Genomic DNA, 26,734 nt, shown 5'->3' with positions numbered 1-26,734 from the left:
AGGATCCGCATGCTTACAGTTAAACACTTAGCCAAAAGTTACGATGGTGAAAAGAAATCACTGACTGACGTTTCGTTTAGTGTCCGGCCAGGTGAAGTAACGGTTATTATCGGACCTTCCGGTGCTGGTAAAACCACTATTCTACGAAGTATCAATCAGTTGATTCGGGATGATGACGGTGAAATCCTTTTTGACAGCACTGATATGCGTCAGCTCAATCGCTCGCAACTACGACGTGCTCGTACTCGAATTGGAATGATCTTTCAAAACTATAACTTAATTGAACCTTTGACGGCAATTGAAAACGTCCTTCACGGCTGCTTGGGGACTAAATCAAATCTTGCAGGCATGTTTTCAATTTATAGTGCCGACGAAAAGCAAGAAGCATTAAAGTTGCTTGAAAAAGTTGGCTTACGTGACTTTGCTTACCAACAGTGCCGCAATCTAAGCGGCGGTCAAGAACAACGGGTGGGTATCGCTAGAGCATTAATGCAACACCCCAAAATCATTTTATGTGATGAGCCGATTGCCTCACTAGATCCCAAATCAACCATTACAGTAATGGATATTCTGAGAAATTTGGCGACTGCTGAAGGAATTTCAGTTCTGATTAATCTCCACCAAGTGGATATTGCCCGTCACTACGCAGATCACGTAATTGGCATCAACAACGGTCAAGTCGTTTTTGACGATGCAACGAGTGCACTAACAGATGTCGCAGTAACTAATATTTACAGAAAGGATGCCAATCAAGAAGGGAGTCTTATGTATGAACTCTGATATTCAGCAGGTGACAACCTTCTTTAATAAAAAACGCTTTCGATTAACCGTTTTGATTCTGATTTTGGGTATGGCTTACGTTGGAGCTTCTTTCGGCTTAGGATTTCAAACGCAATCATTACTTGGGGTCCAAGACGGCATGATTTGGCTACTGAAAAATTTTGTACCAAATGCGACCTCAAATGGTTATTGGTCAGAAATTCTTCAGCAACTGTACCGGACTTTCTTAGTGGCCGTAACCTCCACCACATGTGCTGCCGTTGTTTCTTTGTTTCTTGCCATTCTTGGTGCTAAAACACTAACCGTTAGTAAAGCGCTAAGTTGGCTCATTCGTGGCTTCTCATCTTTGATGCGAAATATTCCAATCGTAGCCTGGGCTATGATCCTGTTATTTTCATTTAAACAAAATGATTTAACTGGTTTTCTAGCCTTATTCTTCATGACACTTGGTTTTTTAACCCGGGCTTTCATGGAGACCATTGAAGACTTCGGCACGGAGAAGATTCAGGCTTTGCAGGCTACTGGCGCCACTTATCTGCAAGTTATCTTTCAGGGCTTGCTCCCAGAAGTCGCGGTTGCATTACTCACATGGGTGCTGTACATGATTGAAAATAACGTACGGGATGCAACTTTAGTTGGTCTATTAACCGGTACCGGAATTGGTTTTATATTTAACCTTTACTTTAAAAGCCTTCGCTACGGTGCTGCTGGTTTAGTTGTCTTGTCAGTGATCATACTCGTCGTCACAGTCGAATTGATCTCTAATCTGGTTGGGAGGTTATTAGCATGATCAAACCTGATAATCCTGTTACGTTACCTACTCAAGCTCCTACAGGACCGCATTTTTCGATCCCACTTCGTTTTAGAGATCGGCGACGGGTCACAATTCTGCTGACACTGATGGTACTGAGTGTCATTACACTCAGTACCTTGCCCCTAATGATGCCGACCGACTTCAAATTAAGTGAGGCAGTGGTTAGCTTCCTTGAGAACATTAAAATTATGTTTCTCCAACCTAGCCTAACGAATACCTCATTTATGAGCTTACTGATTGCACTTGGACAAAGTATTCTATTGGCCTTCCTCACGACCTTAATTGGCTCAGTAATTGCCTTCTTCTTTGCTTTAGCCAGTACCCGTCGACTAGCGCCCACAGCCTTAATATTAGGCATTCAAAGTTTTATGGCTGTAATCCGAGCCATTCCAACTGTTCTATGGGTCTTGATTTACAGCGTTGTCTTCGGTTTAGGGGCCAACGCAGCAGTGATTGGTATCACCTTCCACAGTGTTGCGTATTTGACCAAAGTATACGCAGATAGCATGGATGAACTTTCACCAGATATCATTGATACGATGCAGGCAATGGGACTTAAAAAGGGGGCTATCATCCGTCAAGCAGTCATTCCTTACTTGATTCCAAGCTATCTGAGCTGGACTTTCATCCGGTTTGAAATTAACTTTGCAGACGCCATCGCCGTTGGCGCTGCCGCAGGTGCTGGTGGGATTGGTTATCAACTCTTTATGTCCAGCAGCTTCTACTTTAATTTCCACGAAGTCGGTGTCATGGTGTACTTGATCATGGCTTTCGCAATCGTCCTAGAAGTGATCTCATACCGCCTAAGAATGATGACTAATTCCCACTAAAAGCACTTGATACTTAACTACCACGAAACTATCAGGAGGACACCTTTTTATGATTGAAGCAATTGTTTTAGACTGGGCCGGTACAACCGTTGATTACGGCAGTCGGGCACCAATAATCGCCTTTAAGAATGCCTTTGCGCACTTTGGCATTCAACTGAGTGAAAACACGATCCGTCAAGACGTTGGTTTAGATAAAATGACTCACGTTCGCAAGATGTTACAGGAGTCGGCAATCTCAGAAAATTGGGAAACTAGTCACCCTGATATCCCATTAGCACAGGCAGCTGACAAGGTCTATGCTCAATTTCAAATTGAAATTGGTAAGGTGCTTGGTGAAACTGCCAAGCTAAAGTCCGGGATGACTGAACTCATTCATTTTGCGAATACGCATCATATTCAATTAGCAACCACCACAGGTTATACCCAAGCGATGTTAGATCAAATCTTACCATTGGCTGCTGACCAGGGTTATGAGCCACGCTACAATATCACTTCAGAGCAGACCCAAAAAGTTGGTCGACCACAGCCAGACATGCTCCAATTAGCGATGAAAAAGATGAATATTACTGACCCTTCTCACGTCATCAAAGTCGGTGATACGATTAATGACGTCTTAGAGGGACGCAACGCTGGGACAATCTCAGTTGGGGTTGTTGAAGGCGGTAATTTAATCGGTTTATCGCAGGCAGCGTTTGAATCACTTGAGATTCAAGATCGCGACCGCTATCAAATTAAGGCAGCAGCCATTTTAAAGGAAGCTGGCGCGGATGAGATCATTAACAACATTGCTGACTTGATCCCGTTAATTGAATCAATCAACGACCGTCAGCACGAAATGCCAATTCTGCTAACCCCGGGACCACTCACAACCAGTAAAACGGTTAAAGAAACAATGTTACTTGATCATGGAACTTGGGATGACGACTACAAGGAGCTTACCCAGTGGGTTCGCCGTGAGCTAGTCACAATCGGTAACGCGACAGAAGCAAACTACACGGCAGTTTTAATGCAAGGCAGTGGTAGCTTTGGCGTTGAAGCTACACTTGGGACTGCCATTCCTAAACAGAATGCCACTTTACTAATTGCTGCCAATGGTGCCTACGGTGAACGAATGATTGAGATTGCCGAATATCTCGATATTCCCCATGTCAGTTTAGAAATTCCAGAAGATCAGCCGGTTAGCCTTGAGACAGTTGAAGAGACGCTGTCAGCTCACCCTGAGATTTCGCACTTTGCCGTCGTCCACTGCGAAACAACAACTGGTATCTTAAATCCAATTGAGAAGCTAATACCTGCCATGAACGAAAGAGGTATCGTAACGATTGTTGATGCAATGTCGAGTTTTGGCGGTATTCCGATCGATCTGGAACGCCTCCACGTAGATTATCTTGTGACTAGTTCTAATAAGTGTGTCCAAGGTGTGCCAGGCTTCAGTGTTGTATTAGCAAAGAAAGCAACTTTAGAACAGACTAAGGGCAATGCGCGCTCATTATCACTAGATCTGTATGCCCAGTACAAAACCTTTGAAGACCATGATGGAAAGTGGCGCTTTACTTCCCCAACTCACGTCGTCTATGCCTTTGCTCAAGCACTTCGGGAGCTGGTAGTGGAAGGTGGCGTGAGTGCGCGCACACACCGTTATAGCACTAATGAAGCTCTGCTACGCGAAGGTATGCACGACCTCGGCTTCGAAATGGTCATCAATAGCGAGGTTCAATCACCAATTATCACCTCGTTCAAATATCCAACTGATGACTTTGATTTCCACGCTTTCTATGAATACCTTAAAGACCGGGGCTTTATCATCTACCCTGGAAAGGTATCAAAATGTGATAGTTTTCGGATCGGAAACATTGGCGAAGTATCTCCTAACGATATTAGTCGCCTGCTAGGATTGATCAAAAATTACACCACCGACATCCTAAAAATGACTGTCTAAAAATATCCACGTGCCAGATATAAAATGAGCTCCGGACGATATCGTTCAGAGCTCATTTTATGTATCTCATGCTTTTCTTTAACTTAACTTTTCAATCTTAAAAGAGATAAAACTGCGGTCGTCAAATGATTGGTTACCTGCGACAAGGCCCTTAGTAGAGCGATACTGTTTATAACACATTGGATCATTTTTTAAAACCCGTTTTAAATCTGATTCAGCATCTTCTAAAAACGGTTCTTTCAGTGCAGGGTAGCCATCGCTAGCGAGTGCAATAAAACCTCCCCCGAGACGAAGATCAACGCCGTAAACTCTCAATAATGATTCGGGGATCGGATCCCCATTTAAAATGGCGTACCCCCATTCGCTGTCAGCTTGATTAGCAAATTGAGTCGCCTTTAGTATCCACGGTAAAATAAGCTGACGACCAGGATCTGGCTTTGAAATTTCTGGAGTATCATCTGATGAAGTTAACACTAAGCTTCTAAAATCAGAAAGAACTAGATCGCTTTTTTTAGGGTTTAAATGCAATTTGTGATCGATATTGACCTGGGCATCGCCGATCTGCCAAACTTCATTTTGAAAACGGGAATAGATAACAGCTACTGCTTGCAGTCCTTGGCTTTGACGGTCATAGGGAAAATCAACCTCTTGGTAAAATCTAGCAAAGCGTTTGTTTACCAACGAAATAAATTCCAGAATAGTGGCCCGACTTGGACAGCTCTTGAGAACCTCCGCAACCAACTTAGATGCAATTTTACCCGTAGTCTGTCCCTGATATCTGAACGCCGACTTCGAAGTAACTCCATCAACAATGGCAACAAAATCTGCCGTCTCGACAATCGTATCCTCACAATGGTCTTGATCTACCTTACCTTGAACAAAGGATTCCTGTATGCTAATCCGCGTATTCTTCAAACTCTCACGATCCTTTTTTAACTTAATGACCTACCTGCCTACATTGTTCCACGTGGAAAATGATAAATCAAACACCAATCTACAACCACTTGATTCAAAAATTGATAGTTAGCTTATCTCAAAATTCGAGAGTGCTATTACATGCTAAATATAAAAATAATGATATAATTTTTTCGGGGTATACCATTGACCGAAAAATTGAAAATTTATCAGTTATTTTTTAATTGGAGAAACGTTGACAATTAAACATAGCCTGATTAGACACGGGGGATTTGAACCACTGGACACGATAAAAATATCGAAATATTCGATGCTAAACAAGTCCAGACCAAATGAAAATTCTTTTCATCTTTCCTTTCAAGTCTAAGTGAAAACGCTTGCATTTCCAATCAGGCGGCATACAATTGGAAGCGTTGAAAAAGCTATTATAGGTTAGGAGCGATTTATCGTGCATACACGTCATTTAAGCACCTTTTTTATCTTCGTATTCGGGGCACTGGGTGGCCTGTTATTCGGTTTTGATACCGGGATTATTTCAGGTGCTTCTCCACTGATCGAATCTAATTTTCATCTGAATGTTGAACAGACGGGGTTCATTACCTCCTCTGTTCTAATCGGTTCCTCAATTGGTGCCTTGTCCATCGGAACATTATCTGACAAGTTTGGACGGAAGCGACTACTATTAGTCTCCTCCATCTTGTTCCTACTTGGATCCGGTCTTTCTATGACCGCTAGCGGTTTTGTTTCAATGGTTGTTGCTCGGATCATCTTGGGATTCGCTGTTGGGTCGGCATCCGCGCTGACACCTGCTTACTTAGCAGAATTAGCCGATGCCCCTCACCGTGGCTCACTGGGGACCATGTTCCAACTGATGATCACGCTGGGTATTCTGTTAGCTTACGTATCAAACTTAGGCTTCCTTGGGCATAACCTACTGGGTATTCGTGACTGGCGCTGGATGTTAGGATCAGCTTTGATTCCTGCCGTTCTACTATTTATCGGTTCACTTATCTTACCTGAATCGCCACGTTTCTTAGTTGAAAAAGGCAAGACTGAGCAGGCTAAAGAAGTTCTGCATGATTTGCGAGCCAACACCGATGAAGATCCGGATAAAGAACTCGCCGACATTGAAGAAGTCGCCAATCAGCCTAAAGGTGGCTTGCGGGAATTATTTACGTTCGCAAGACCAGCCGTACTTGTGGCCATTGGCTTAATGTTCTTGCAACAACTGGTTGGTATCAACTCCGTGATTTACTTCCTGCCACAAGTATTCATCAAGGGATTCGGCTTTGCTGAAGGCAATGCCATTTGGATCTCCGTTGGCATTGGGATCGTTAACTTCTTGTGCACGGTCTTAGCTTACCAAATCATGGATAAATTCAATCGTCGCACGATCCTTCTTTTCGGTTCAATCGTCATGGCGGTATCGATCATCATTCTGTCAATTCTAAACTTCACCTTGAATGTTAAAGCAGCTGCTGTTCCAACCATGATTCTAATTGCCATTTACATCTTTGGTTTTGCGGTATCCTGGGGTCCAATTTGCTGGTTGATGCTAGGTGAAATCTTCCCACTGAACGTTCGTGGAATTGGTAATTCAATCGGTTCAGCAGCTAACTGGATTGGCAACTTCATCGTTTCACAATTCTTCTTAGTATTGTTGAATGCCTTTCATAACAACGTTGGTGGCCCATTTGCCGTCTTTGGCTTCTTTGCCATCGTTTCCATCTTCTTCGTTATCTACGCGGTTCCAGAAACCCGTGGTAAGACACTGGAAGAGATTGAAATGGAAATGCGTCGTGGTGAAGACGTTAAAAAAGCTGCAAATTAAGTACTCGTTTATATAGTAAATTTGAAAATCACTTACGCTGAGACAGCGAGCTCAGGTAGGTGATTTTTATATCTGGAAATAAGGTTTATAAGTGTGAGTTAATTTCTTAAAACAAAGGGTAGCTCTCAGTCTTTTCTGTAACAGACAACTAGCTTGACTTTAATTAAATAAACATTTACTCTTAAATTATGCGAACAATCGATGAAACAAAAAAACAGCGAGTCGAGCAAGCCGTGCTTGAACTTGTACAATCTAACGGTATTCAGGGGCTAACATTTGGCAAAATTGCTACACAGGCAGGGGTGAGTTCAGGCACTCCGTATATCTACTTTCATGACAAAGAAGATATGTTGTCGAAAATATACGTTCAAGTGAAGGAGATAATGGACGCAGGCCTCGATGAAGAGATATCACAAGGAACCACCCTGCAAGATCAACTTTTCTTAGGTGCCCTGCACTTTGCTCGTAACATGCTAGCTCACCCCTTAGAGACGGTGTATTTAAGGGCAATCCGTGCTAATCCTCAAGCAGTGACTCCAGAGGCCATAAAACAAGGCTCAGCCCGATCCTCAACAATGCGGAATCTTTATCAAAAAGCCATTGAGGCAGACATATTAGTGACGAATCGCGAAGACTATATTAACGCACTTTTATTCGCCCCATTTATGGATTTCATGGCAACTCGTCATGCAGCTAGGCAGCCTGTGACCCTATCAGAACTAACAACGATGATCAACATGTCACTAGCAGCACTGATTAAGCACACTGATTAGAAGTGGCTTCCTCAGGATTAATTTAATCCGAATCTAAAGCCTAGCAAACTTCAAACTAATAAACGTCTAAATTATCTGGTGTTAAAACAATCCTTTTGGCACCAGATTTTTTATTTTTAATTTTAATAATAAATATTTATTATTAAAATAACGAATTATTTAGTGTCCTATATACATTTTCACCTATATAATAGGGTTATTACGATAGATAAAGTCAAATTAATTTTATTTTCTGTTGACAAATACTAAATATATATTTAGTATAGACATTGTTAATTAATGTCTGACTAAAAAACTAAGTTTAATGGCTGTTGAGATTCAGTCAGATAGCATTGACAAGAAAGAAGGAGTAAACATGGATTTAATGACACAAGTCGATCAACTCAGCACCATGCTGACACAAAGTAAGCATACTGTGGCTTTAACAGGAGCAGGAATATCAACTCCCATAGGTATTCCTGACTTATCCCAACTTCCGGAAAGTGTGGCAGAAATGTTGGGAGACGAGCGTGAGCTGATCCGAGATCCGAAAAAATTTTACGGGATACTCCATCGCTTGTTTCTCGACCCTATCACCAAGTCTGGACCGACACTCAGCCATCGCGTGTTGGCTGCTTTGGAAAGAGCAGGGAAGCTTGATGGTATTGTGACAACTAATGTTGATTACCTTCACGAGTTAGCTGGTAGTCGTACGGTCGCAGATGTATGGGGCAGTTTCAACACCAACTACTGTTTGCGATGTGGGCGAACTTATTCAATTAGTGCACTGACCAGCCAAGCGATTCCAACCTGTCCTAAAGATGGCGGCTTCTTGGCTACAGAACCATTACACGGCGGCCCCAGCGAATCAGTCCCAGCACTGAGATTAGCCTTGAGATTAATGCAATCAGCGGAGCTAGTAATTATTGTTGGTTCCACAGGGTTTTATAGCGATCTTAACGAGACTGCCAAGGTCGTTCAGATTAACCCTTCTTCAACGATTTTCGATGACAGAAGTGATCTGAATATCCGAGCTAAGTCAGATGATGTCTTTGCCCAATTAGCGGGTCAGACCGCATAATCGATTCGTTAGCAATCCTGAATGAGAGCCTGCGAGTAGCTCATTACTGCCAGGTAAGTTTATGAAGGCTCGAATGCCTTTGCCTATAAAAGTCAAAAGAGGAAATTACTAGATGAGACAATATCAAAACCAATATTTTGAGGGTGAGCGCTCCCTCTTCGCCGAAGAAGACGCGGAAATTATAGATACCACGTTTGCTAAGGGCGAATCCCCACTTAAGGAGAGCCGCAACATTACTCTAAAGGATTCGGTGTTTCAGTGGAAATACCCCCTATGGTACAGTAATCACATTAGTGTCGATCACACCATTTTTGAAACGATGTCGCGCTCTGGTATCTGGTACACGCATGATATCCAAATTACCAATAGCACTTTGCAGGCGCCTAAGCTTTTTCGACGTTCTTCACAGATCAAGCTTAACCACGTGTATTTTGCAAATGCAGGAGAAACCCTTTGGAACTGCGACGACATTAGTCTCACTGACGTGCAAGTGACCGGGGATTATTTTGGGATGAACAGCACCAACGTAGTCCTCGATCAAGTCGATCTAGTCGGCAACTATTGCTTTGATGGCGCAAAAAATGTGACGGTTCACAATTCAACGTTTGTGTCTAAAGACGCATTTTGGAACTGTGAAAATGTCACTATCTATGATTCCACTATTTCTGGGGAATATTTAGCATGGAACACCAAGCGTCTGACCCTGATCAACTGCACTATTCAATCAGATCAGGGATTGTGCTACGTCGACTACCTGACTCTTAAACAGTGTAAATTGCTACAGACGGATTTGGCTTTTGAGTATTGCCGAAATATTGATGCAGATATCATCAGCGATATCATAAGTGTAAAGAACCCCATCAGTGGCACCATTCGCGCCCGAAGCATCGGTTCTATTATTCTTGACCCGACAAAAGTAGATCCAAAACAAACTACGATTGAAACCGCAATCCCCATTATGAACGAAGCAAAAGCATCGTAAAGTTATACGAAATTATCTGCACCCCCCTAATTACACCCTTTTAAACAAGTTACGTATGTAACCTTTGCTAGGAAAACTAAACCAAAACATGAAACCCGTATTAACACTGAAAATGTGTCAATACGGGCTTATTTTGACCATTAATATTACAGGGTTAACTGTTTTCTTGTTCAGCGGTAAAGTTCTCTTATTGTTAGACATCTTTGCGGCACTTTTCGGTATTGCCAGTAATTTCTTAGGCGCTTAGTATTTACACGGCGTAGCTGCCGCATTGCTAAGCCCATTATTCTCATCGTTTTGGCGGCATTTTTCATTAAGTTAATTCACGATTCTCTTTGAAGCGTTCTAAATACTATTTATTCTTTAAATACACACTAATTAGTTTTTTAATCATGTAGTGTCAGTGCCGCATATAATTAATTATTGTGCTCCAAACAGTCGTATTTGCCAGGAAATACTCGTCACAGTAATCATTCGTGGCAACTCGGGCCTAAATCTGATACTATATAGGAACGCATTATATTTCTTGACATTGAACAACCATAAAGCGAGGTACGAACTTGTTAACTGTAACCAACGTGTCCATGAGTTTTTCGGACCGCAAACTGTACGATGATGTTAATCTGAAATTTACTCCAGGCAACTGTTACGGCATTATTGGTGCCAATGGTGCTGGTAAATCAACCTTTCTTAAACTATTGGAAGGTGACCTTACACCAACAACCGGAACGATTAAGCTTGGTCCTAATGAACGAATGAGCAGCTTAAAGCAAGACCACTTTGCTTTTGACGATCAGACCGTCATGAACACTGTTTTACAGGGTCATGAACACCTTTACGAAGTGATGACCCAAAAGGACGCGCTTTACGCTAAACCCGACTTTTCAGATGAAGACGGTATTAAAGCCGCTGAACTAGAAGGTGAATTTGCTGAAATGGACGGCTGGAACGCCGAGAGTGACGCTAGCCAATTACTACAATCCATGGGCCTCCCCGAAGCACAGCACCAAACCCTGATGAAAGAACTGCCAGAAAGCGAAAAAATCAAAGTTCTGCTGGCACAAGCCCTCTTTGGTAAACCCGACGTGTTACTACTGGACGAACCGACTAACGGGCTAGACCCGCAGACCATTGACTGGCTGGAAAACTTCTTAGCGGACTATGAAAATACCGTGCTAGTCGTTAGTCATGACCGTCACTTTTTGAACGCTGTTTGCACCCACATTTGTGACGTGGATTTCGGTAAAATTGAACTCTTTGTTGGTAACTACGACTTCTGGCTGCAGAGTTCTGAATTAGCCATGAAGTTGCGCAACCAAGCCAACGCTAAAAAAGAGGAGCAAATTAAGCAGCTACAAGATTTCATCGCTCGTTTTTCGGCGAACGCTTCAAAATCAAAACAAGCCACTTCCCGAAAGAAGCAACTTGAAAAAATCACACTAGATGATATTAAACCTAGTTCTCGGAAATACCCGTTTATCAAATTCACTCCTGAGCGCGAATTGGGCAACGATTTTCTGCGAGTTGAAAATGTCAGCAAAACAATCGATGGTGTCAAAGTCCTCGATAACGTGAATTTCATTCTCCGACCGGGTGACAAAGCAGCGTTAATTTCTCGTTCTGACGTCACCACCAGCCTGCTAATGCAACTGATTGCCGGAACTGTCAAACCAGACACCGGCTCAATTACCTGGGGTGTGACCACGAATCGGGCGTACATGCCAAAGGATCTAAACCCCGAATTTAGCGATGAAAGGCTTAACATTCTCGAATGGCTGCGACAATACGCCAGCAAGGAGGAAAGTGATAACACCTTCTTGCGCGGATTTCTGGGTCAAATGCTGTTTAAGGGCGATGAGGTCTTGAAACAAGTCACTGTCCTGTCCGGTGGTGAAAAAGTGCGCAGTTACCTTTCGAAGCTCATGTTGAGTAAAGCCAACGTGCTGTTACTTGACGATCCAACCAATCACCTAGATCTAGAAAGTATCACCAGCCTTAACGATGCCCTGATTGACTTCCCTGGGTCCATGGTCTTTACCAGCCATGACCACCAGTTTATTCAAACGATTGCCAACCACATCATCGAAGTTGGCCCCAAGGGTGTTGTTGACCGTGCTGACACCACCTATGATGATTTCATGGCCCACGAAGTCGCCCAGGCACAGGTGGCCAACATTTACTAATACTTTTAAATTTGAAAAAGTACCTAAGCTCATTTAGATGCTTTGAAAAAATACCCGACAATTGTTAGCCAAAACGATTGTCGGGTATTTTTTATCTCATCATGAGGCTGAAGTCCTAAAAATAAGGGCACTTTAGTGTTAATTTGACACAGCAAATAATATAATGTGATTGCTTCAGAAAACGTTTACACACCCCCAAAGGAGGAGTATTGTTATGATTAAAAATGTCACGGTTGCAGGTAGTGGTGTTTTGGGCAGTCAAATTGCATTTCAAATTGCTTTTAAGGGCTTCAATGTGACCGTTTATGATATTAACGACGATGTACTCGCGAAGGCCAAAACTAAAATGATTGGATTAGAAGATACCTACCAGCAGGAAATCGCTAAAAATCAGCAACAATTTACCGATTCTGCGAAAGGTGTCAAATATAATAGCAATTTACTCCCCCATTTAAATGACAGTATCAATGCGTTGATTAATAAATCCATTGAAACTGCCAAGACAACCCCTTCTCGCATTAGTTATCAGGCCGATTTAGCCAATGCAGTTTCCAACGCCGATCTGGTTATTGAAGCAATTCCTGAACGTGAAGATATCAAGCAGAATTTCTACGAAAAATTAGCTCGCGTCGCGCCTAAGAAAGCGATTTTTACCACTAATTCATCCACATTAGTACCAAGTCAATTTGCGGAGTATACCGGCCGACCAGACCGCTTTTTGGCGATGCACTTTGCCAACGAAATTTGGATCAATAATACCGCAGAAGTGATGGGCCATGCAGGCACTGACCCGGCCGTGTTCAATGAAATTATCCAGTTTGCTAAAGACATTGGCATGTTAGCGATTCCCGTTCGCAAGGAACAGCCCGGCTACATCCTCAACTCCGTTTTAGTACCATTCCTGGATGCAGCTGAAATGCTGTATCTCGACGGCGTAGGCGATCCTGAATTAATTGACAAAACTTGGATGAAGGCGACTGGTGCCCCTGCTGGTCCATTTGGGATCCTGGACATCGTCGGTATCACCACCGCGTATAACATTATTTTGAACTACGCTGCAACAACCGGCAATGAGAAATTTACTCAGTTAGGCGACCTACTGAAGACGCAAATGATCGATCAGGGTAAACTAGGTGTGGCAACTGGCGAAGGCTTTTATAAGTATCCTAATCCAGCTTATAAGGACGCCAATTTCTTAGATGAGTAAGTCTTTTAAAATATGACCAGCGTAGTGGCCCGGCTAATCAATTAAGCCAATAAATGAGCCGGTATCAAAACTCAAGAATCTGAGTTTTGATACCGGCTCATTTTTAATGTTCACCCTTAATTTTAAAATAACTGCCGCGAATGGTGCCAGCAAGCTTTGAGCGTTGTCTGGCGAACTTAAACTTGTCAGCTAATTCATCCGGAACTGCCATGCCATCAGACAGTTTAAAACCCACCGCTCGTTTACCATCAGGATCAATCGAGTAAAGCACGTTGATTGCCAGACCACTTTCGTAGAAAACGTAGGTCCATTTCAGGCCATCGACTACGAATTGGGTTACCTCTAAAGGCTTAGCAGCAATTTTCAAGTCACGTTCGGCTAACACCTCATTAACATAATCAACTAGTTCTGGATGATCACTGGCTGGTTCTGTTACAAATTCATGCTTATATTTATTCCAAAAATACCGGGCTTCATTTGCCCGAAGACCAGCTAATGCTGGGGCAACAGGTGAAGATTTTAAACCAACTTGTTCAACGTCTTTAAAATTTACCTTATAGCTCATTTTACAGTCCTCGTTTATCTAAATTGATCAAAAGGGTTTCAAACACTTTCAATAATGACCATTCTATACTTAATTGACTAAAATAATAGCTAAACCAGATTAAAGTTTGCTGTCACTAGTCACTATATTGGTCAACTCTTGGTCAGGCCCATTTGATACACCACTGTTTTCAATTCGCCGCCTGGCACCTGTTCAGTCCTCACTACCGCTGTTTTTTGAAAACCAAACTGCTGGTAGAAATTTTGTGCGCTCCGGTTCGTCACCAACACTTCTAAGTAAATTTGCTGATACCGTTGAGTTAAAATTTCGAGAGCAGTCTGCATGAGTTGCTGCCCAATGCCTAGGTGCTGATATGCCGGCAAAATGTAAATCGAATAAATTTCTCCATAACCACTATAGCGGTCCCAACGTGCCGGTCCATAGCTGCAAACACCGACGATCTTACCACCCGGTGTCAAAGCTAACTGAGTGTTGCGAAATTGCCGTTCAGGCTGCCACGTCTCTGGTGTCAATTTCTGTAAAAATGCAGCTGGTAACTGTCCTCGATAAGTTGCCTGCCAAGTCTGGAAATACACTTGACGCACGGCATCAAAGTCCGTTTCTATTGAGGCAGGCAAAATTTTAATGGCTACCATCGTTTTACGCTCCCGTCACAACTGATAATCGGTGCTTTGCCATCGCAACAATTAGTTTGGCCGGCAACTCCTGATCATAATCCAGATGCCAACTGCCTTTGGTAGTGACATAGGGCGTTAGTTCTGTGGCGAAGTAGTTCATACCTTCACTCGTCGGATAGATCCCAATATGTTTTTTATTGGCCGCAAAATAGATCAAAGCTGTTGGCTGTTTAAATACTGGCATGCCGTAACCCATTGCTTCAGTGGCCGCTGGCAAAGCTTGCTTTAACAACGAATACACCCGATGTAACTGGGCTTGCTGAGCAGCTGGTTGCTCGGCAATGTAATCTGTGATCACACTCATTATCAGGATCCTCTATTCAATGACCTTTAATTCCATATCCAGGTGCGGTATTTCATCTTCTAGATACACTTCAGAAACTGCTTTGAAGCCAAATGACTCGTAAAAGCTCCCCAAATAACTCTGTGCGGCAATCTTAATATCACGACCGGGATAGGTCTCTTTAATTTGATCAATGGTCGCGCTAACGATCTGCCGTCCTAAATGATGTTTTCGAAATTCCTTTGCCACCAGTACCCGGCCAAAGCTAACGTGTTCATGGTCAGCATGCGACACGATTCTGGTATACCCGGCCAGTACCCCATCCACTCGCAGGATCATGTGAATGGCATCATCATCTTGCTCATCGACTTCCTGATAGGGACATTCCTGTTCCACAACGAAAACTTTGATCCGAGCCTTAACAATTTCCAGTAATTCCGAAACCGTCAGCTCAGAAGTTTTCTTAACCGTCATTTTCACGCTGATCCTTCCTTTCAAACGAAGCACTGAACCAATTAGCTCTCAGAAGGGACACGAGTAAGGCTCAGTGCTTAATGATAGTCATTTACTTGTAGAGCATTATATCACGTTTCGTGATTGCTTTGACTGCCAAATTGAGCTATCATTTGGCGAATTTCGGCGACCTTTTCCGCCTTCAGTAGTGGCATTAATTCGGTAGCGGCGGCAGTTATGACATCTTGATCAAAGGTCCCTGCAGCAAGCTGCGCAAAAGCAACCTCCAAAACCTGCTTGGCATCCGCCTGTTTACCTGCCTGTACATTATCCAAAAGATAGTTAAGAAATTGCTCCTGTGGACTCATTTTAATCACCCCGCAATAAATTTGACTATAGTTTAAAAAATTTGCTCGTAAAATACAATTAAAGCGCGCACCACCAAGAAAAAATTTGGTAGTGTGCGCTTAAGAATCGCTGTCTTGAATTTGCACTTCATCGACACAGTAACTGAGCACTTTAATTTAAGTCTAATTAACGTGGGGACACGCCCCAAACTGCATTTAAGCACTGGCCATTTCGCCTGATACTAACCAGTCGTCATCGTCCTTTGGATCAGAGACTAACCAGCCGTTATCCAGCAATTGATGATAGTGACGGCCAATAGGTACCCATAACTTAGCACTTAAGATGCTGCGAATTTCGTCCCAAAACAAGGGATCTTCGCGTTCTGTATCGGATATATTAACATGGAGATATTCACCAGTTTCGGTTTTAGCTAGCACAAAGGGGTAGAACACCTTGGTGATCTGTGCAGCAATAATGTTCGAGATTTTTGAATCATGATCGAGTAGCATATGACTTCACGCTCCTTATCTTTGAAACTATAAACAGTATAGATTTGGGAGCTTAAAATTAACCAAAGAGAATCTTGAAAAAGTATTAAGACTGTTTATAAATTTCCAAAACGAAAATATTAGTGAGACGCCTTTAACCAGCAAGATCACAACCCTGACCTGCCACTCATTTAACCAACTAGCCCCAAAAACATAGCCGATGGTTCCTCAAAAAAGTGAGAAAACTATCGCCTATGTTAGTTAGCAAGGTTGAACGATCGAGCAGTCTACCCTCAGTGCATTTACACGTCAAAAAATCAATAAACCTCACCCCAACCGTCTGATAGCTCAGCAAGATAGTCGTTTAAATCATTGGTATTGTATGCTTCGCCAACTTCATCTTGCATATCTTCCATGCGTTCCGGACCCCGGCCAGCTAAAACGACTGGAATCTGCTTATGATCAGCTTCGACGAATTCCTGCATCGTGACCATCTTCTCCAAAACAATCTTATGGCTCCAGTCTTCCCCAAAATCATAAGTGTAATTCAGATTGCCCTTCTCTAGGTCCAAATACGGGAAGTGCTCCGTCTCATCTAAAGTCGACTCACTTGAATCTAGCTCTGGGTCAACCAGGCCATATTCAAAGTAGGGTTGACCAGCTGGGAGTTGTGTAGGCGCAAAGCTGTGTAAGTGGCTGTTTGTCCAACCAAATAACATCTGAATCACAGCGTGCAACTGGTCATAGCGAATACTTGTTGGCACCAGCACGCGGCGCCAGGTTGAAGGTTTTACATGTTGTAACGTGATTTTTAGTTGCATAATACCAGTTTCTGCCATAATATTTCCTCCCGAATCACTAGGTTTAAAGTTTGCCTGAATTGTCAAATCAAGTGCAACACTAATGGCCTATTCTCATAATTGGTCTAATAATGGTTAAAGGCCAGGCATCAGATCTCCTGGTGAGTGGTACCCTAACAGTCGCCTTGGCCGAGCATTAAGCGCATCCTGTACGGCTTGAATCGTTGTGATGTCGTAGTTATACAATGAATGACCCTTAGGGATGAACTCACGAATAAGTCCGTTATGATTTTCGTTGGTCCCACGTTCCCACGGTGAGTAAGGATGTGCAAAATAGATCTGTGTGTCCTGAATAGTAGCCAGTTCAGCAAACTCGCTGCCGTTATCGAAAGTAATGGATTTGAAGTGTTCTTTGCCGTAATCAGCAAGGATGGTTTCAAGTCCTTCTCGACAAGTAGTGGCATGATAATTGGATATTCTGAAAATAATTTGAAACCTTGTGACCCTTTCGGTCAATGTCATTAGCGCAGGTTGATCTTCGGTCTTTTTGCCTTTAACTAAGTCTCCTTCCCAATGACCAATCTCAGTGCGCTGGTCAACAACTGCAGGTCGCGTTTCAATGGAATCACCAAGAACGTGTTGATTTTTGCGGGAATGAGACTGACCAGTACCTTTAACGCGACGCCGTAATTTGACCGGTAAGTCACTGTTTCGCAATGACAATACTCCAGCATTAATATCACGATAAACAGTGGTTGTAGAAGGGCAAGGTCGTTCTGGATAAGTATGACGATAGAAATAAACGAAAGTATCAACACTATGAACTCTGGGTCGGCGTTTTAGCTCAATGGTTAATTGGGCATAGAAATCGGAACACAGTTCCCGTTTGAAAGCTGGGTGACAATGTTGGCGATGATCTTCATAAATGGCCTGCCCAGTATCAGCCAAGTAAGTTGTAGTGAATCTATGATTTGCTTTAATCTGGGTAGTAGTGCCCCGCTTAATTTCTCGACTAATAGTCGCCTTATGACGGCCTAACATGCGCGCAATTTGAGAAATTGATAACGGCTGAGTTAAAGTACCGTCAGGTTGCAGCTGTGGTGTTCGCCAAGCTTCAATTTGGCCTCTTTCTTTAAAGGACAGTTGTTTATAGTGGTGAGTCATGCTAATCTGAGTTTGGGTCATGATGAATTCCTACTTTCTTACTTGCGTGGTTGCTTATAAGAATAGGTCATCATGGCCTTTTGGTCTAGTTAATTTGTGTTGCACTTAGAGTTTAAACTCGGGGGTTTAAAGTTTGTCGCCCAGTCGGTATATTTCGTCGAATACATGATCTTCGACCTGCCGATCCGCCATACTGCGGGAATGGATCGTACTGCCTGGTCGATTGATCTTAGTATACCTGATTGCAGGGTCATAAAGATAGGTACCTGGTGTATTTGCCACAAAAGTTGCGGTAAACAGATAATCTTCGGCAATGTTCAGGCTTTCATCAAAATGCAGATTTTCGTCTCGAAGGGCAGCTAGTGAGTAGGCTTTATTCCAAATGTAGCCACCAACTTCGGAGCCGCGCTGCACCGCTTGACGAAACATCTGTCGCTGAGTCAATTTTTCGTAGTGATCACGCTGATCAAACGGGGTATGCCACCACTGATAGCCAACCGCTACAGCTGGTGTATCACTCTGAAAACCGTTGACCAAGGTCTTTACGTAGTCCGGATGAACCCGGTCATCACCGTCAACGAATGCTACTGCATCCCCCGTTGCGTGATCGATCCCAAAGTTTCTAGCTACCGAAACACCCTGGTGCTGCGCAAAATGTTCCACGTGAAACATGGGAACCCCCTTAACAAATGCATCTGCCTTCTCCGCTGTGCCATCAGTCGAATGATCGTCAACTAACCAAAGCTCATAGTCTTCACTCTGGTTTCCCAGCGATTCTAAGGCATCATCGAAGTAATGCCCGAGGTTATAGATCGGTACAACAACTGTTAGCTTAGTCATGTTACTCACCCCTAATACTTTAATTTTGCCGTCATTATGCCAGAAAATACGACATAGTCAACGAATTTAACTTGTGATGAGCGCACTAATCTCAATAAATGATCAGCCGTTGTGTCACCCGTGACATTCCTTTGAAATGACTCGCCGAACAGGCTGATAGGAAGACTTTTCCCAATCTCACTTACAAACACCAAAAAAGACAGCCAACTCATCGCTGAGTTTAGCTGTCGCTTTGTTGGTTTCGCATGCTAATCAGTAAACAAGTCAATGAAAGAATCTAAAAATCTTCGCCATCCGCAATTTTCCCAAGTACGGAACGAGACGGAATAAAGAAGACTTCCCCAGTCTCAGGAGTAGAAAAGTCCAATAACCGGTCTGACTTACTAAACATTCCTTCCAGCATCCGCTTGGTCACCGTCCAGTGACGGGCGTAGCCAATGAAGTACGTCCCGTTCACGTTTTCAGTGGGATTTGAAAACGGCACGTTCATTCTGACGATTTTATGTTCAATCCCGCCTTCATTATCTTGTGAAACGACATTGTGGGCATTTGTCGCTTTCTGGTCGTCCTCTAATTCGACATCGTTAAATTTCTTTCGGCCGATTGCTTGCTCCTGTTGTTCGGTCTTCAGTTTGTTCCACGCCTCTAAGTTGTGTAAGTATTTTTGGGCAAATGCATAAGAACCGTTAATAAAATCAGGATCTTCATCACCGATCACGGCATAATCTGGCGTATCTAGAGCACTGGGATTTTCTGTACCGTCGACAAACCCGATGATCGCACGACCCTCAAAATAGCGAAAACCATGGGTCTCATCAAGTACGTTCACGTTGTCTTGAATCCGCTCCATCACCATGCTCATTAGTTCGAACGGAACGGCTGAGTCCTTAGCCCGAACGTGGAAAAATAGGTCTGCTGGTGTCGCCGGTGCGGTGTACTTTGGCCCTACCACTGGTTCAAACTCCTCCAGTTCTTTCGGTCGCTTAGCATCAGGGAATAAGTAGTCCCAGGCCTTACGAGAAAAGCCGAACGCGATTGCCAAGCCGGCCTCTGGATAGCGAATGTTCAAAGAATTCTCAAACGCTGGTAAGTGTTCAGCTAAATCTTGGATCATTTCTAAATCGCTATCATGATCTTCACGCTTGAGATCCATTGTTGAAAAAATAATATTACTACCGGCATCCTTATAGACCGCCTGGACGTCTTTTAAATCAATTGCCATGGGTATTCCTCCTCAGAAGTGACAGATTATAAGTCCTGTTCAATTTAGAATGGTTCTTATTTATCTATTATTCTAACACATTGTGTGCAATTTAAAAGCGATAGTTCGGCTGAAATTAACTTGGATGACTGGGACAGTCACACCGGGTAACGTACTCAAGGTTTTGCATCCTTGTCCAACACCGTCATCGTTAACACTTAAAGTGCATTTCCACTAATTCGCCCATTTTAGTGATCCCGACTGTTGTTAAACGCTGAGCATAATCGCCAGGTTCAAATAAGCGTTTGCCATGGCCTAACATTACGGGTGCGATTTGAACCCACATTTCATCCATTAAATGGGCTGCCAACAGTTCCTTAACTAACCAGCCCCCGCCTACGATCCAGATACCGCCACCTTCTTGCTGGCGCAATTGCTGCAGATATCTGACCGGATTCTCATTCACAAAATGGCCGTCTTGAAAGTCACCTCGACGGCTATTTGAGAACACGTTTTTTCTTTGCCAGGTAAATATGGCGCCCCATCTAGTAATTTCAGCGTCACATCGTAAGTAATCCTCCCCATGACCATCGTATCAAAAAGTTGCTGGAAATCCTCAAACGTTGAGACACCACCAGCATCAGAATCGTATAACCACTGGATACTATCATGTTCATCCGCTAAGTAGCCATCCAGACTCATTGCCCCGTAAAAATAGATCTTACGCATGATGAAGATACCTCCCCTTAAAAAACTAACTTGAGTATACCTCTTCTTTAAATTTCTAAGCTTTCAAGTCAATAATCAGAATTTTTTTAACACCTAAGCGATAGAATCCCCAATCGACACGGTTAAGGCCGAGCAATTACAATTCAACGCCTCAGTATTAGGGCATTTGCTGAAATAGCAATTGACTTTCGGGTAAATTAATCTAATATAGTTAGTGTACTTACTATATTGATAAGGAGTAGAAACATGGTTAATCTTGGCTACCTATTAATGGATCAAACTAAAGTCCTAAAGAGCCAGCTTAAACACGCTTTAGAAAAGCAGCAGCTGACCGTCACACAATGGGCCGTAATCGCAGCACTTGCCCGTGCAGACGGACCAAAAACTGCCGCTCAGTTGGCGCAGGAACTAGAGATGGATAAGCCAACAGTTTCTGGTGTTGTGCGCCGACTGCTTAAAAAGAAGCTGATTCAAGAGCATCCTAAACCAGCGGACAAACGGGCTAGAGAAATCTTACTGACTGAGCTAGGTTCATCGACCTACCAGCAGTGTGCTAAGATCGCTGATCAAACAATTGCCCACTTCTTATCGCCACTGAGTCCTGAACAGCAACAACAATTAAGCGCTATTTTGACCATCTTGGAAGGAGAACAAAATCATGACGAAAATATTAGTCCTCGGTAGTACTGGTAACATTGGCTGGCCACTCGTGCAGATCCTGGCCAACACCACTGGCATCTCTGTGCGAGCAGGCATTTTCAATCAGCCCACACCAGCGATGCAGCAATTAGATGTTGATACCGTGAAATTTGATTTTTTGAAAGCTGACACTTTTGGCCCAGCATTACAGGAAATTGACAAAGTGTTCTTCGTTCGGCCACCCCAATTGGCAGACCCCGAACACGATATGCTGCCGTTCTTAAAAGCTGTCAAAGCGCACCGAATTCAACAGGTAGTCTTCGTTTCCCTCATGGGCGTGGAAAAGAATCCTATGGTACCGCATCGAAAAATCGAAAAAATGATTGTTGACTTAGACATCCCGCACACCTTTCTACGACCAAGCTTCTTCATGCAAAACTTGATTACCTCACATGGTGAAGATCTGAAGATGCGTCACGACCTTTTTATCCCAGCAGGCCATGCGCGAACGAGTTTTATTGATTGTCGAGACATCGCGGCAGCAGCTGCGGTTGCCTTACAGGATCCGCAGTATCTCGGGCAAGCTCTCACGTTAACTGGTCCGGAATCGTTGACGTATAACCAAGTTGCTGAAAAATTGTCTGCTAAACTCGGTCAAACATTTACCTATTCGCACCCGGGTCTCCTGCATTTTCGACACGTCATGCTCCAGCGGGGGATCAAGAAGGAATTTGTGAACGTGATGGTCATGCTGTACGTCATTACTCGTCTGGGAAATGCAAAACAAACCACTGACACTCTAGCAAAGGTAATTAACCGACCACCCCTCACCATTGAAAACTTCGCCATGGATGAAGTGGCACCATTTTTAAAAACCAGTCAGAATGAGAAATAGCCAACCTAATTTAACAAGATAATTAAGCCGTTCCGCTTTCCTAAAAAAAGACGAGGCTGGCACAAAAGTTAATATTGGTAAGGATCGAACCAATATCTTAACGCAGAGGTAGTTAAAAATTTGACTTAGCCTCGAGACTGTCCATGGTCTAAACGTGCGTCAAAACTCAGATCCTGGCTATATAAAAAGAGCGCCGCAGATTCCAAAACCTGGAATCCACGGCGCTCTTTACTTATATTCTGGGCTCTAAACGAGTTTTGTCCTACTCTCGTCTATTGACTGTCACAATCATATACAAATATTTTTAATTTGAAATGAACTACGAGTTAACTGGTTCTGCATCTAATTTCTTTTCCAATTTCTTAACGATCTCAGTATGCTTTTGCTCCGATAATTTAACCTTTACAAAGAAGATCGCACCTGAAATCAACAGCAGAACCATTGGGATGTAAAACATAAATGAATTAAAGGTTTGAACACCTGAAGCGGAAATATCACTTGGTTTGGCGTTGCCAGTCATTCCGACCATCACGGCAACAATACCAACGATACCGTTTGAAGCAGCACCGGCAAGTTTATCGATCAATGGCCGAACGGAGAGGGTCACTGATTCATTTCTAGTCCCACTCAATAGTTGACCATATTCCACACTATCGGTAATCGCCATTAACGTGGCTAAGAAAATCAACGGGTACGGGAAGAAGTACAGTGCAACCGCAAGCAGTACCAAGTATAAGTTAGTACCAGCGAGAACAAAGACAATATAACCAATGAGCATTAAACCAATGCCACCAACGAAAATGGCCTTCCGTTTGATCTTGATTTCCAAAGTTGGGAATAAGGCAACTGAGATGACCCCAAGGATACAAGTAATCACACCGACCCAAGTATAGGCTCCGGCATCACCTAAACGATAACGGAAGTAGTACATGATCAGTGAATTGGTGACCACATAACTGAAAGCAAACAAGAAGTAGGCCAGCGCGATCCAAAGTAATTGGTCGTTGCGTGCAATCACCTTAAACACTTCAATGACACCAGTGTGCTTAGTGTTGCTCCGAATTTTATTGTGCTGTTCATGGGTGTTGAGGCAGGTCAATAAAGCACCACCGACACACAGAACCGCAACAACGCAGGCGTAACCTAACCAGCCAGCTTGCGTCTGCTGGCCGTTCTTGGCACCAAATAACTTAGAAAAGAGGATAATGGCTGGTGTAATAATGATAATAACACCTTGGGCACCAAGCGTTGAACCAAACCGGGCAAAGGTACCATACATCGTTCGTTCCTTATTCTTCATACTCAAAGCAGGCAGCATTGACCAAAAGGCAATATCGCTAAACGAGTAGAAAATATCCATAATCAGGAACGTAATACCGAAGATGATTAGATAGAGAATTGGGTTACTAGTGGTTAAGCCCCAATAGTCTGAAAAAATCAGGATTAAACCTGTAGCCGCAATAATTGAACCAATCATGATCCAGGGCTTAAATTTACCCCAACGGGTGTTGGTATTATCAACCACCCCACCAATCACAGGGTCAAACATGATTTCACCAACCCGAATACAAACAATCAAGGTTGTCACAAAGCCCACCATTTTAATATCACTTGAGTTAGTGAAGAGTTGACTTGTCACAAACATCATAAAATAAATACTCAACGTATTATAGAACGCATCATGTCCGAACGCCCCAAACGCGTATGATAAATATTTTCTCAATGGGATCCCTCCTAAGTTATCATCATTTCAAATTAAACTAATTTGATTTAGAAAATCATTTTATAAAATCAAATTACTTTTCTGCAGTATTATAAGTGTAACCGGTTTCAATTTGCAAGATAGTTTTGGAATTAATTTGAAATTAAACCGTCTCAGGGGTGACTAAAACGCTTTCATAAAGCGATTCTACCCTTTTAAAATAAATTTACTAAATTTTTTATAACTTACCCATGTGATTAATTGAACAATAAAAGGAGTGCAATAAAGCTAGGATTGCTAAAAATGTGACCAGGTGCTTTACGCCCCAATCAATCTTAATTTTCAATCATCTCAAGACTGCTATCTAGCGAATTCATGCGTCAAAACTCAAATTCTGACCAGGTAAGCAAATAGCGTCGCGGATTCCAATCAGGAATCCGCGACGCTATTTGCTTATGCTTACCAATTTTCGTCACACCCGCTAATTATTGACCCTTCAAATATCCTGTAAAACTTGTGTAATCAACGGTACCGCAGCCCCGATCGAAACTGCTCTTTCTTTAATAATGCCTAGTTCAACGTATGGCCGATCTTCTGGAAATGCCGTGATCTTCTTTAGTTTCTCACTAATTTGATCCACAACTGATTGATCGAGATACCTCACTAAGACACCCGCGATCACCAGTCGATTGTCAACGAACATATGTAAATCATTAATGACTTCAGCAAGATCATTCAAATAATTCTTCCACCGCTGAACACATTCTGGATCCCCGGCTCTAACTTGAGTAATGAACGAATCAATCGTTTCGTTACTCTTAAGCAGCGCACTCAGTGAACAGAAAGTTTCGAGACAGCCACGCCGTCCGCAATAACATAACTTACCATTCTGTGAGTTCAGGGTTATGTGTTCCATCGTCCCACTACGGCCATTTTGCCCGGTATAGATCTGGTCATTAATGATAATGGCCGACCCTAGGTGTTCACCAATTGATAGGTAAATAGCATCTTGATGGTCACCGGAGAGCGCTTGTTCAGCAATCGCGACACAGTCCGCATCATGGTATAACGTCACTGGTAGTTGAAAAGCTCGCTCAAAAACATCACTCGTTAAGCCGGTACAATCTAAAATCTTACCATAAAGCACCGTTCGGCCATCCGCTGAAATTAATCCCTGGATACCAACACCAACCCCAACAATCTTTTCCACCGCAATTTTTTGGTCGTGCAAAAAGTCGTGGAGCCAGTGACCCAATCGGTTGAAATATTCATCTTGAATGGTGAACTGTAAATTGATCGTTTCATGACCCAGATCCGTGTACATGACATCCAATAACGTCAACGTGGCGTGGTCAGCAAACAACTCAATGCCCACCGCATAAATTTTGCCCTTATTTGGTGAATAAACCACTGCACGCCGACCAACGTTGGACGAAAATTTACCATCGGTGACGATCTGCTCATCATCCATTAACTGACGAAGCGTCTGTGTGACCGTGGGTAAACTTAAATCTAAACGCTGCGCAATTTCTTGCTTGGAAATTTTTTCGGATCGATAAATTAATTCAAACATTTCGCTATAATGGCTAGATTCATTGTTCTCATTACGTTTCATGCGTTACTCCTTTCAAATACTTTTAATTTAAAATTACCATTAAGGCAACCAAATTGCAATTTAGAAAACGTTTTCAAAAAAATCGTTGACATCTGAATCGTCTGGGTTTACATTAGTCGTGAATTAAATAAAGCGCTTTTACAAAATGAATTTATTTAATTGATTTATTTTGAAACCCGCAAATTTTAATCACTTTAATTTCCTAAGGAGGAACAAACATGGGTATTTTAGATCGTATGGCACTAACCGATAAAAAAGCTTACGTTACCGGTGGTGCACAAGGTTTAGGAAAGGCCATGGCAACCGGATTAGCAGAAGCTGGTGCTGATGTCGCTATCGTTGATATCAATGGTGACAAAGCTCAAGCAACTGCTGATGAAATTGCTAAAAATACTGGCAGAAAGGTCATTGCCGTTAAAACTGATGTCACTGATCCTGACCAAGTTACAAACATGGTTGATACAGTGGTTTCAAAGTTGGGTGGCTTGGATGCCGCATTCAACAACGCTGGTGTTTGCAAGAACATCCCAGCCGAAGAAATGTCATACAAGGATTGGTTGACCGTTGTTAATTTGAACCTTAACTCCGTCTTCCTTTGCTCACAAGCAGCTGGTCGTTACATGATCAAGCAGGGCGGCGGTTCAATCGTCAACACTGCTTCAATGTCAGCTCACATCGTTAACCGGCCACAACCACAATGTTCATACAACGCAACTAAGAATGGTGTTATTCAATTGTCGAAGTCGCTGGCGATTGAATGGGCTAAAAAGGGTGTTCGTGTTAACACTATTAGTCCTGGTTACATGGGTACTGATTTGACTTTGAGCTCACCAGACTTGAAGCCATTGATCAAGACTTGGAACGACTGGGCACCACTTGGTCGTTTAGGTCGTCCAGATGAATTACAAGGTATCGCCGTTTACTTGGCTGGTGATACCAGTACCTTCACTACTGGTGATGATTACCTTGTCGATGGTGCCTTCACCGCTTGGTAAACCAAACGTTTCTAACAGGAAATTTA

General features: G+C 42.9%; 28 protein-coding genes and 1 pseudogene. 14 read left to right on the top strand and 15 right to left on the bottom strand.

Features of this window, described 5'->3' with window-relative positions:
* Positions 1 to 9 precede the first annotated feature (9 nt).
* From phnC to phnW, 5 genes and pseudogenes are all read left to right on the top strand, one after another.
* Positions 10 to 780 carry a phosphonate ABC transporter ATP-binding protein gene (gene phnC, locus GM612_RS02445; protein ID WP_155430796.1) on the top strand — a complete coding sequence of 257 codons (771 nt, stop codon included), beginning with the start codon at positions 10 to 12 and terminating at the stop codon, positions 778 to 780.
* Positions 770 to 1,570: an ABC transporter permease subunit gene (locus GM612_RS02440; RefSeq protein ID WP_155430795.1), complete on the top strand. Its 801-nt coding sequence runs from the start codon at positions 770 to 772 to the stop codon at positions 1,568 to 1,570. The genes phnC and GM612_RS02440 overlap by 11 nt, the downstream gene beginning before the upstream one ends.
* Positions 1,567 to 2,424 (top strand): PhnE/PtxC family ABC transporter permease, encoded by an 858-nt coding sequence (locus GM612_RS02435; protein WP_155430794.1) that lies wholly within the window; start codon positions 1,567 to 1,569, stop codon positions 2,422 to 2,424. Before GM612_RS02440 ends, GM612_RS02435 begins: the two co-directional genes overlap by 4 nt.
* 49 nt (positions 2,425 to 2,473) lie before the next feature.
* Positions 2,474 to 3,220 (top strand): annotated as a pseudogene (phnX, locus tag GM612_RS12380) (phosphonoacetaldehyde hydrolase); the annotation flags it as partial.
* A 39-nt stretch (positions 3,221 to 3,259) separates the two neighbouring features.
* The gene (phnW, locus tag GM612_RS12375) at positions 3,260 to 4,363 is read left to right on the top strand and encodes a 2-aminoethylphosphonate--pyruvate transaminase (RefSeq protein WP_246147512.1); all 1,104 of its coding nucleotides are present in this window, start codon (positions 3,260 to 3,262) and stop codon (positions 4,361 to 4,363) included.
* Positions 4,364 to 4,441: 78 nt separating this feature from the next.
* Here phnW and GM612_RS02425 read toward each other — a convergent pair whose 3' ends face one another.
* Complete coding sequence (locus GM612_RS02425) at positions 4,442 to 5,278, bottom strand: hypothetical protein (RefSeq protein WP_155430792.1); 837 nt, start codon at positions 5,276 to 5,278, stop codon at positions 4,442 to 4,444.
* A gap of 448 nt (positions 5,279 to 5,726) precedes the next feature.
* Here GM612_RS02425 and GM612_RS02420 point away from each other — a divergent pair, with 448 nt between their 5' ends.
* The 6 genes from GM612_RS02420 to GM612_RS02395 all read left to right on the top strand — a co-directional run bounded on the left by GM612_RS02420 (position 5,727) and on the right by GM612_RS02395 (position 13,314).
* Positions 5,727 to 7,109 (top strand): sugar porter family MFS transporter, encoded by a 1,383-nt coding sequence (locus GM612_RS02420; RefSeq protein WP_343031763.1) that lies wholly within the window; start codon positions 5,727 to 5,729, stop codon positions 7,107 to 7,109.
* A 233-nt stretch (positions 7,110 to 7,342) separates the two neighbouring features.
* Positions 7,343 to 7,882 carry a TetR family transcriptional regulator gene (locus tag GM612_RS02415; RefSeq protein WP_173021198.1) on the top strand — a complete coding sequence of 180 codons (540 nt, stop codon included), beginning with the start codon at positions 7,343 to 7,345 and terminating at the stop codon, positions 7,880 to 7,882.
* A gap of 355 nt (positions 7,883 to 8,237) precedes the next feature.
* Positions 8,238 to 8,942, top strand: a complete 705-nt coding sequence (locus tag GM612_RS02410) for an SIR2 family NAD-dependent protein deacylase (protein ID WP_173021197.1) — start codon at positions 8,238 to 8,240, stop codon at positions 8,940 to 8,942.
* Between the two features lie 112 nt (positions 8,943 to 9,054).
* Entirely contained in the window at positions 9,055 to 9,924 is an 870-nt protein-coding gene (locus GM612_RS02405; protein WP_155430789.1) for a DUF3737 family protein, read from the top strand.
* 560 nt (positions 9,925 to 10,484) lie between these two features.
* Positions 10,485 to 12,107, top strand: a complete 1,623-nt coding sequence (locus tag GM612_RS02400; protein WP_216644503.1) for an ABC-F family ATP-binding cassette domain-containing protein — start codon at positions 10,485 to 10,487, stop codon at positions 12,105 to 12,107.
* Positions 12,108 to 12,321: 214 nt separating this feature from the next.
* Complete coding sequence (locus tag GM612_RS02395; RefSeq protein WP_155430788.1) at positions 12,322 to 13,314, top strand: 3-hydroxyacyl-CoA dehydrogenase; 993 nt, start codon at positions 12,322 to 12,324, stop codon at positions 13,312 to 13,314.
* A 103-nt stretch (positions 13,315 to 13,417) separates the two neighbouring features.
* Here the strand turns inward: GM612_RS02395 and GM612_RS02390 are convergent, their stop codons facing one another.
* The 12 genes from GM612_RS02390 to GM612_RS12365 form a co-directional block, all read right to left on the bottom strand.
* Complete coding sequence (locus GM612_RS02390; protein WP_155430787.1) at positions 13,418 to 13,879, bottom strand: phage tail protein; 462 nt, start codon at positions 13,877 to 13,879, stop codon at positions 13,418 to 13,420.
* 131 nt (positions 13,880 to 14,010) lie between these two features.
* Entirely contained in the window at positions 14,011 to 14,514 is a 504-nt protein-coding gene (locus tag GM612_RS02385) for a GNAT family N-acetyltransferase (protein WP_155430786.1), read from the bottom strand.
* Positions 14,515 to 14,518: 4 nt separating this feature from the next.
* Positions 14,519 to 14,860, bottom strand: coding sequence for an iron chaperone (locus GM612_RS02380; RefSeq protein ID WP_155430785.1), 342 nt, complete (start codon positions 14,858 to 14,860; stop codon positions 14,519 to 14,521).
* Positions 14,861 to 14,872: 12 nt separating this feature from the next.
* Positions 14,873 to 15,319 carry a GNAT family N-acetyltransferase gene (locus GM612_RS02375; protein ID WP_343031762.1) on the bottom strand — a complete coding sequence of 149 codons (447 nt, stop codon included), beginning with the start codon at positions 15,317 to 15,319 and terminating at the stop codon, positions 14,873 to 14,875.
* 104 nt (positions 15,320 to 15,423) lie between these two features.
* Positions 15,424 to 15,660, bottom strand: a complete 237-nt coding sequence (locus GM612_RS02370) for a hypothetical protein (protein WP_155430784.1) — start codon at positions 15,658 to 15,660, stop codon at positions 15,424 to 15,426.
* Between the two features lie 195 nt (positions 15,661 to 15,855).
* A complete protein-coding gene (locus GM612_RS02365) occupies positions 15,856 to 16,149 on the bottom strand; it encodes a hypothetical protein (RefSeq protein WP_155430783.1) in 294 nt (97 codons plus the stop codon).
* Between the two features lie 296 nt (positions 16,150 to 16,445).
* On the bottom strand, positions 16,446 to 16,967 hold the full coding sequence (locus GM612_RS02360; protein ID WP_155430782.1) for a plasmid pRiA4b ORF-3 family protein: 522 nt from the start codon (positions 16,965 to 16,967) through the stop codon (positions 16,446 to 16,448).
* 96 nt (positions 16,968 to 17,063) lie between these two features.
* Entirely contained in the window at positions 17,064 to 18,113 is a 1,050-nt protein-coding gene (locus GM612_RS02355; protein WP_155430781.1) for an IS30 family transposase, read from the bottom strand.
* Between the two features lie 105 nt (positions 18,114 to 18,218).
* A complete protein-coding gene (locus GM612_RS02350) occupies positions 18,219 to 18,941 on the bottom strand; it encodes a glycosyltransferase family 2 protein (protein ID WP_343031761.1) in 723 nt (240 codons plus the stop codon).
* Positions 18,942 to 19,209: 268 nt separating this feature from the next.
* Positions 19,210 to 20,154, bottom strand: coding sequence for a Dyp-type peroxidase (locus tag GM612_RS02345; RefSeq protein WP_155430779.1), 945 nt, complete (start codon positions 20,152 to 20,154; stop codon positions 19,210 to 19,212).
* Positions 20,155 to 20,344: 190 nt separating this feature from the next.
* Positions 20,345 to 20,599, bottom strand: a complete 255-nt coding sequence (locus tag GM612_RS12370; RefSeq protein WP_343031760.1) for a dihydrofolate reductase family protein — start codon at positions 20,597 to 20,599, stop codon at positions 20,345 to 20,347.
* Positions 20,596 to 20,862: a dihydrofolate reductase family protein gene (locus tag GM612_RS12365; protein WP_246147496.1), complete on the bottom strand. Its 267-nt coding sequence runs from the start codon at positions 20,860 to 20,862 to the stop codon at positions 20,596 to 20,598. Before GM612_RS12365 ends, GM612_RS12370 begins: the two co-directional genes overlap by 4 nt.
* A gap of 246 nt (positions 20,863 to 21,108) precedes the next feature.
* Between GM612_RS12365 and GM612_RS02335 the strand changes: the two genes are divergently transcribed.
* Together GM612_RS02335 and GM612_RS02330 are read left to right on the top strand one after the other, a co-directional pair.
* A complete protein-coding gene (locus tag GM612_RS02335) occupies positions 21,109 to 21,546 on the top strand; it encodes a MarR family winged helix-turn-helix transcriptional regulator (RefSeq protein WP_155430778.1) in 438 nt (145 codons plus the stop codon).
* Positions 21,521 to 22,396 carry an NmrA family NAD(P)-binding protein gene (locus GM612_RS02330; RefSeq protein ID WP_155430777.1) on the top strand — a complete coding sequence of 292 codons (876 nt, stop codon included), beginning with the start codon at positions 21,521 to 21,523 and terminating at the stop codon, positions 22,394 to 22,396. Before GM612_RS02335 ends, GM612_RS02330 begins: the two co-directional genes overlap by 26 nt.
* A gap of 319 nt (positions 22,397 to 22,715) precedes the next feature.
* Here GM612_RS02330 and GM612_RS02325 read toward each other — a convergent pair whose 3' ends face one another.
* Positions 22,716 to 24,119 (bottom strand): glycoside-pentoside-hexuronide (GPH):cation symporter, encoded by a 1,404-nt coding sequence (locus tag GM612_RS02325; protein WP_155430776.1) that lies wholly within the window; start codon positions 24,117 to 24,119, stop codon positions 22,716 to 22,718.
* A 475-nt stretch (positions 24,120 to 24,594) separates the two neighbouring features.
* Positions 24,595 to 25,713, bottom strand: a complete 1,119-nt coding sequence (locus tag GM612_RS02320) for an ROK family transcriptional regulator (protein WP_155430775.1) — start codon at positions 25,711 to 25,713, stop codon at positions 24,595 to 24,597.
* Between the two features lie 218 nt (positions 25,714 to 25,931).
* Between GM612_RS02320 and GM612_RS02315 the strand changes: the two genes are divergently transcribed.
* Complete coding sequence (locus GM612_RS02315; RefSeq protein ID WP_155430774.1) at positions 25,932 to 26,708, top strand: SDR family oxidoreductase; 777 nt, start codon at positions 25,932 to 25,934, stop codon at positions 26,706 to 26,708.
* Positions 26,709 to 26,734: the final 26 nt, after the last annotated feature.

This window comes from Secundilactobacillus folii (assembly GCF_009720675.1).
In the GTDB taxonomy this organism is placed as follows: Bacteria; Bacillota; Bacilli; order Lactobacillales; family Lactobacillaceae; genus Secundilactobacillus; species Secundilactobacillus folii.
The sequence above is the reverse complement of the archived record's forward strand: the minus strand, read 5'-3'. Positions and strand labels throughout refer to the sequence as shown.

What these genes read in the sequence shown, in the direction of transcription:
- phnC (WP_155430796.1), top strand. Translation starts at nt 10, where the DNA reads ATGCTTACAGTTAAACACTTAGCCAAAAGTTACGATGGTGAAAAGAAA.
- GM612_RS02440 (WP_155430795.1), top strand. Translation starts at nt 770, where the DNA reads ATGAACTCTGATATTCAGCAGGTGACAACCTTCTTTAATAAAAAACGC.
- GM612_RS02435 (WP_155430794.1), top strand. Translation starts at nt 1,567, where the DNA reads ATGATCAAACCTGATAATCCTGTTACGTTACCTACTCAAGCTCCTACA.
- phnW (WP_246147512.1), top strand. Translation starts at nt 3,260, where the DNA reads ATGCCAATTCTGCTAACCCCGGGACCACTCACAACCAGTAAAACGGTT.
- GM612_RS02410 (WP_173021197.1), top strand. Translation starts at nt 8,238, where the DNA reads ATGGATTTAATGACACAAGTCGATCAACTCAGCACCATGCTGACACAA.
- GM612_RS02405 (WP_155430789.1), top strand. Translation starts at nt 9,055, where the DNA reads ATGAGACAATATCAAAACCAATATTTTGAGGGTGAGCGCTCCCTCTTC.
- GM612_RS02395 (WP_155430788.1), top strand. Translation starts at nt 12,322, where the DNA reads ATGATTAAAAATGTCACGGTTGCAGGTAGTGGTGTTTTGGGCAGTCAA.
- GM612_RS02390 (WP_155430787.1), bottom strand. Translation starts at nt 13,879, where the DNA reads ATGAGCTATAAGGTAAATTTTAAAGACGTTGAACAAGTTGGTTTAAAA.
- GM612_RS02385 (WP_155430786.1), bottom strand. Translation starts at nt 14,514, where the DNA reads ATGGTAGCCATTAAAATTTTGCCTGCCTCAATAGAAACGGACTTTGAT.
- GM612_RS02380 (WP_155430785.1), bottom strand. Translation starts at nt 14,860, where the DNA reads ATGAGTGTGATCACAGATTACATTGCCGAGCAACCAGCTGCTCAGCAA.
- GM612_RS02370 (WP_155430784.1), bottom strand. Translation starts at nt 15,660, where the DNA reads ATGAGTCCACAGGAGCAATTTCTTAACTATCTTTTGGATAATGTACAG.
- GM612_RS02365 (WP_155430783.1), bottom strand. Translation starts at nt 16,149, where the DNA reads ATGCTACTCGATCATGATTCAAAAATCTCGAACATTATTGCTGCACAG.
- GM612_RS02360 (WP_155430782.1), bottom strand. Translation starts at nt 16,967, where the DNA reads ATGGCAGAAACTGGTATTATGCAACTAAAAATCACGTTACAACATGTA.
- GM612_RS02355 (WP_155430781.1), bottom strand. Translation starts at nt 18,113, where the DNA reads ATGACCCAAACTCAGATTAGCATGACTCACCACTATAAACAACTGTCC.
- GM612_RS02345 (WP_155430779.1), bottom strand. Translation starts at nt 20,154, where the DNA reads ATGGCAATTGATTTAAAAGACGTCCAGGCGGTCTATAAGGATGCCGGT.
- GM612_RS12365 (WP_246147496.1), bottom strand. Translation starts at nt 20,862, where the DNA reads ATGCGTAAGATCTATTTTTACGGGGCAATGAGTCTGGATGGCTACTTA.
- GM612_RS02335 (WP_155430778.1), top strand. Translation starts at nt 21,109, where the DNA reads ATGGTTAATCTTGGCTACCTATTAATGGATCAAACTAAAGTCCTAAAG.
- GM612_RS02330 (WP_155430777.1), top strand. Translation starts at nt 21,521, where the DNA reads ATGACGAAAATATTAGTCCTCGGTAGTACTGGTAACATTGGCTGGCCA.
- GM612_RS02320 (WP_155430775.1), bottom strand. Translation starts at nt 25,713, where the DNA reads ATGAAACGTAATGAGAACAATGAATCTAGCCATTATAGCGAAATGTTT.
- GM612_RS02315 (WP_155430774.1), top strand. Translation starts at nt 25,932, where the DNA reads ATGGGTATTTTAGATCGTATGGCACTAACCGATAAAAAAGCTTACGTT.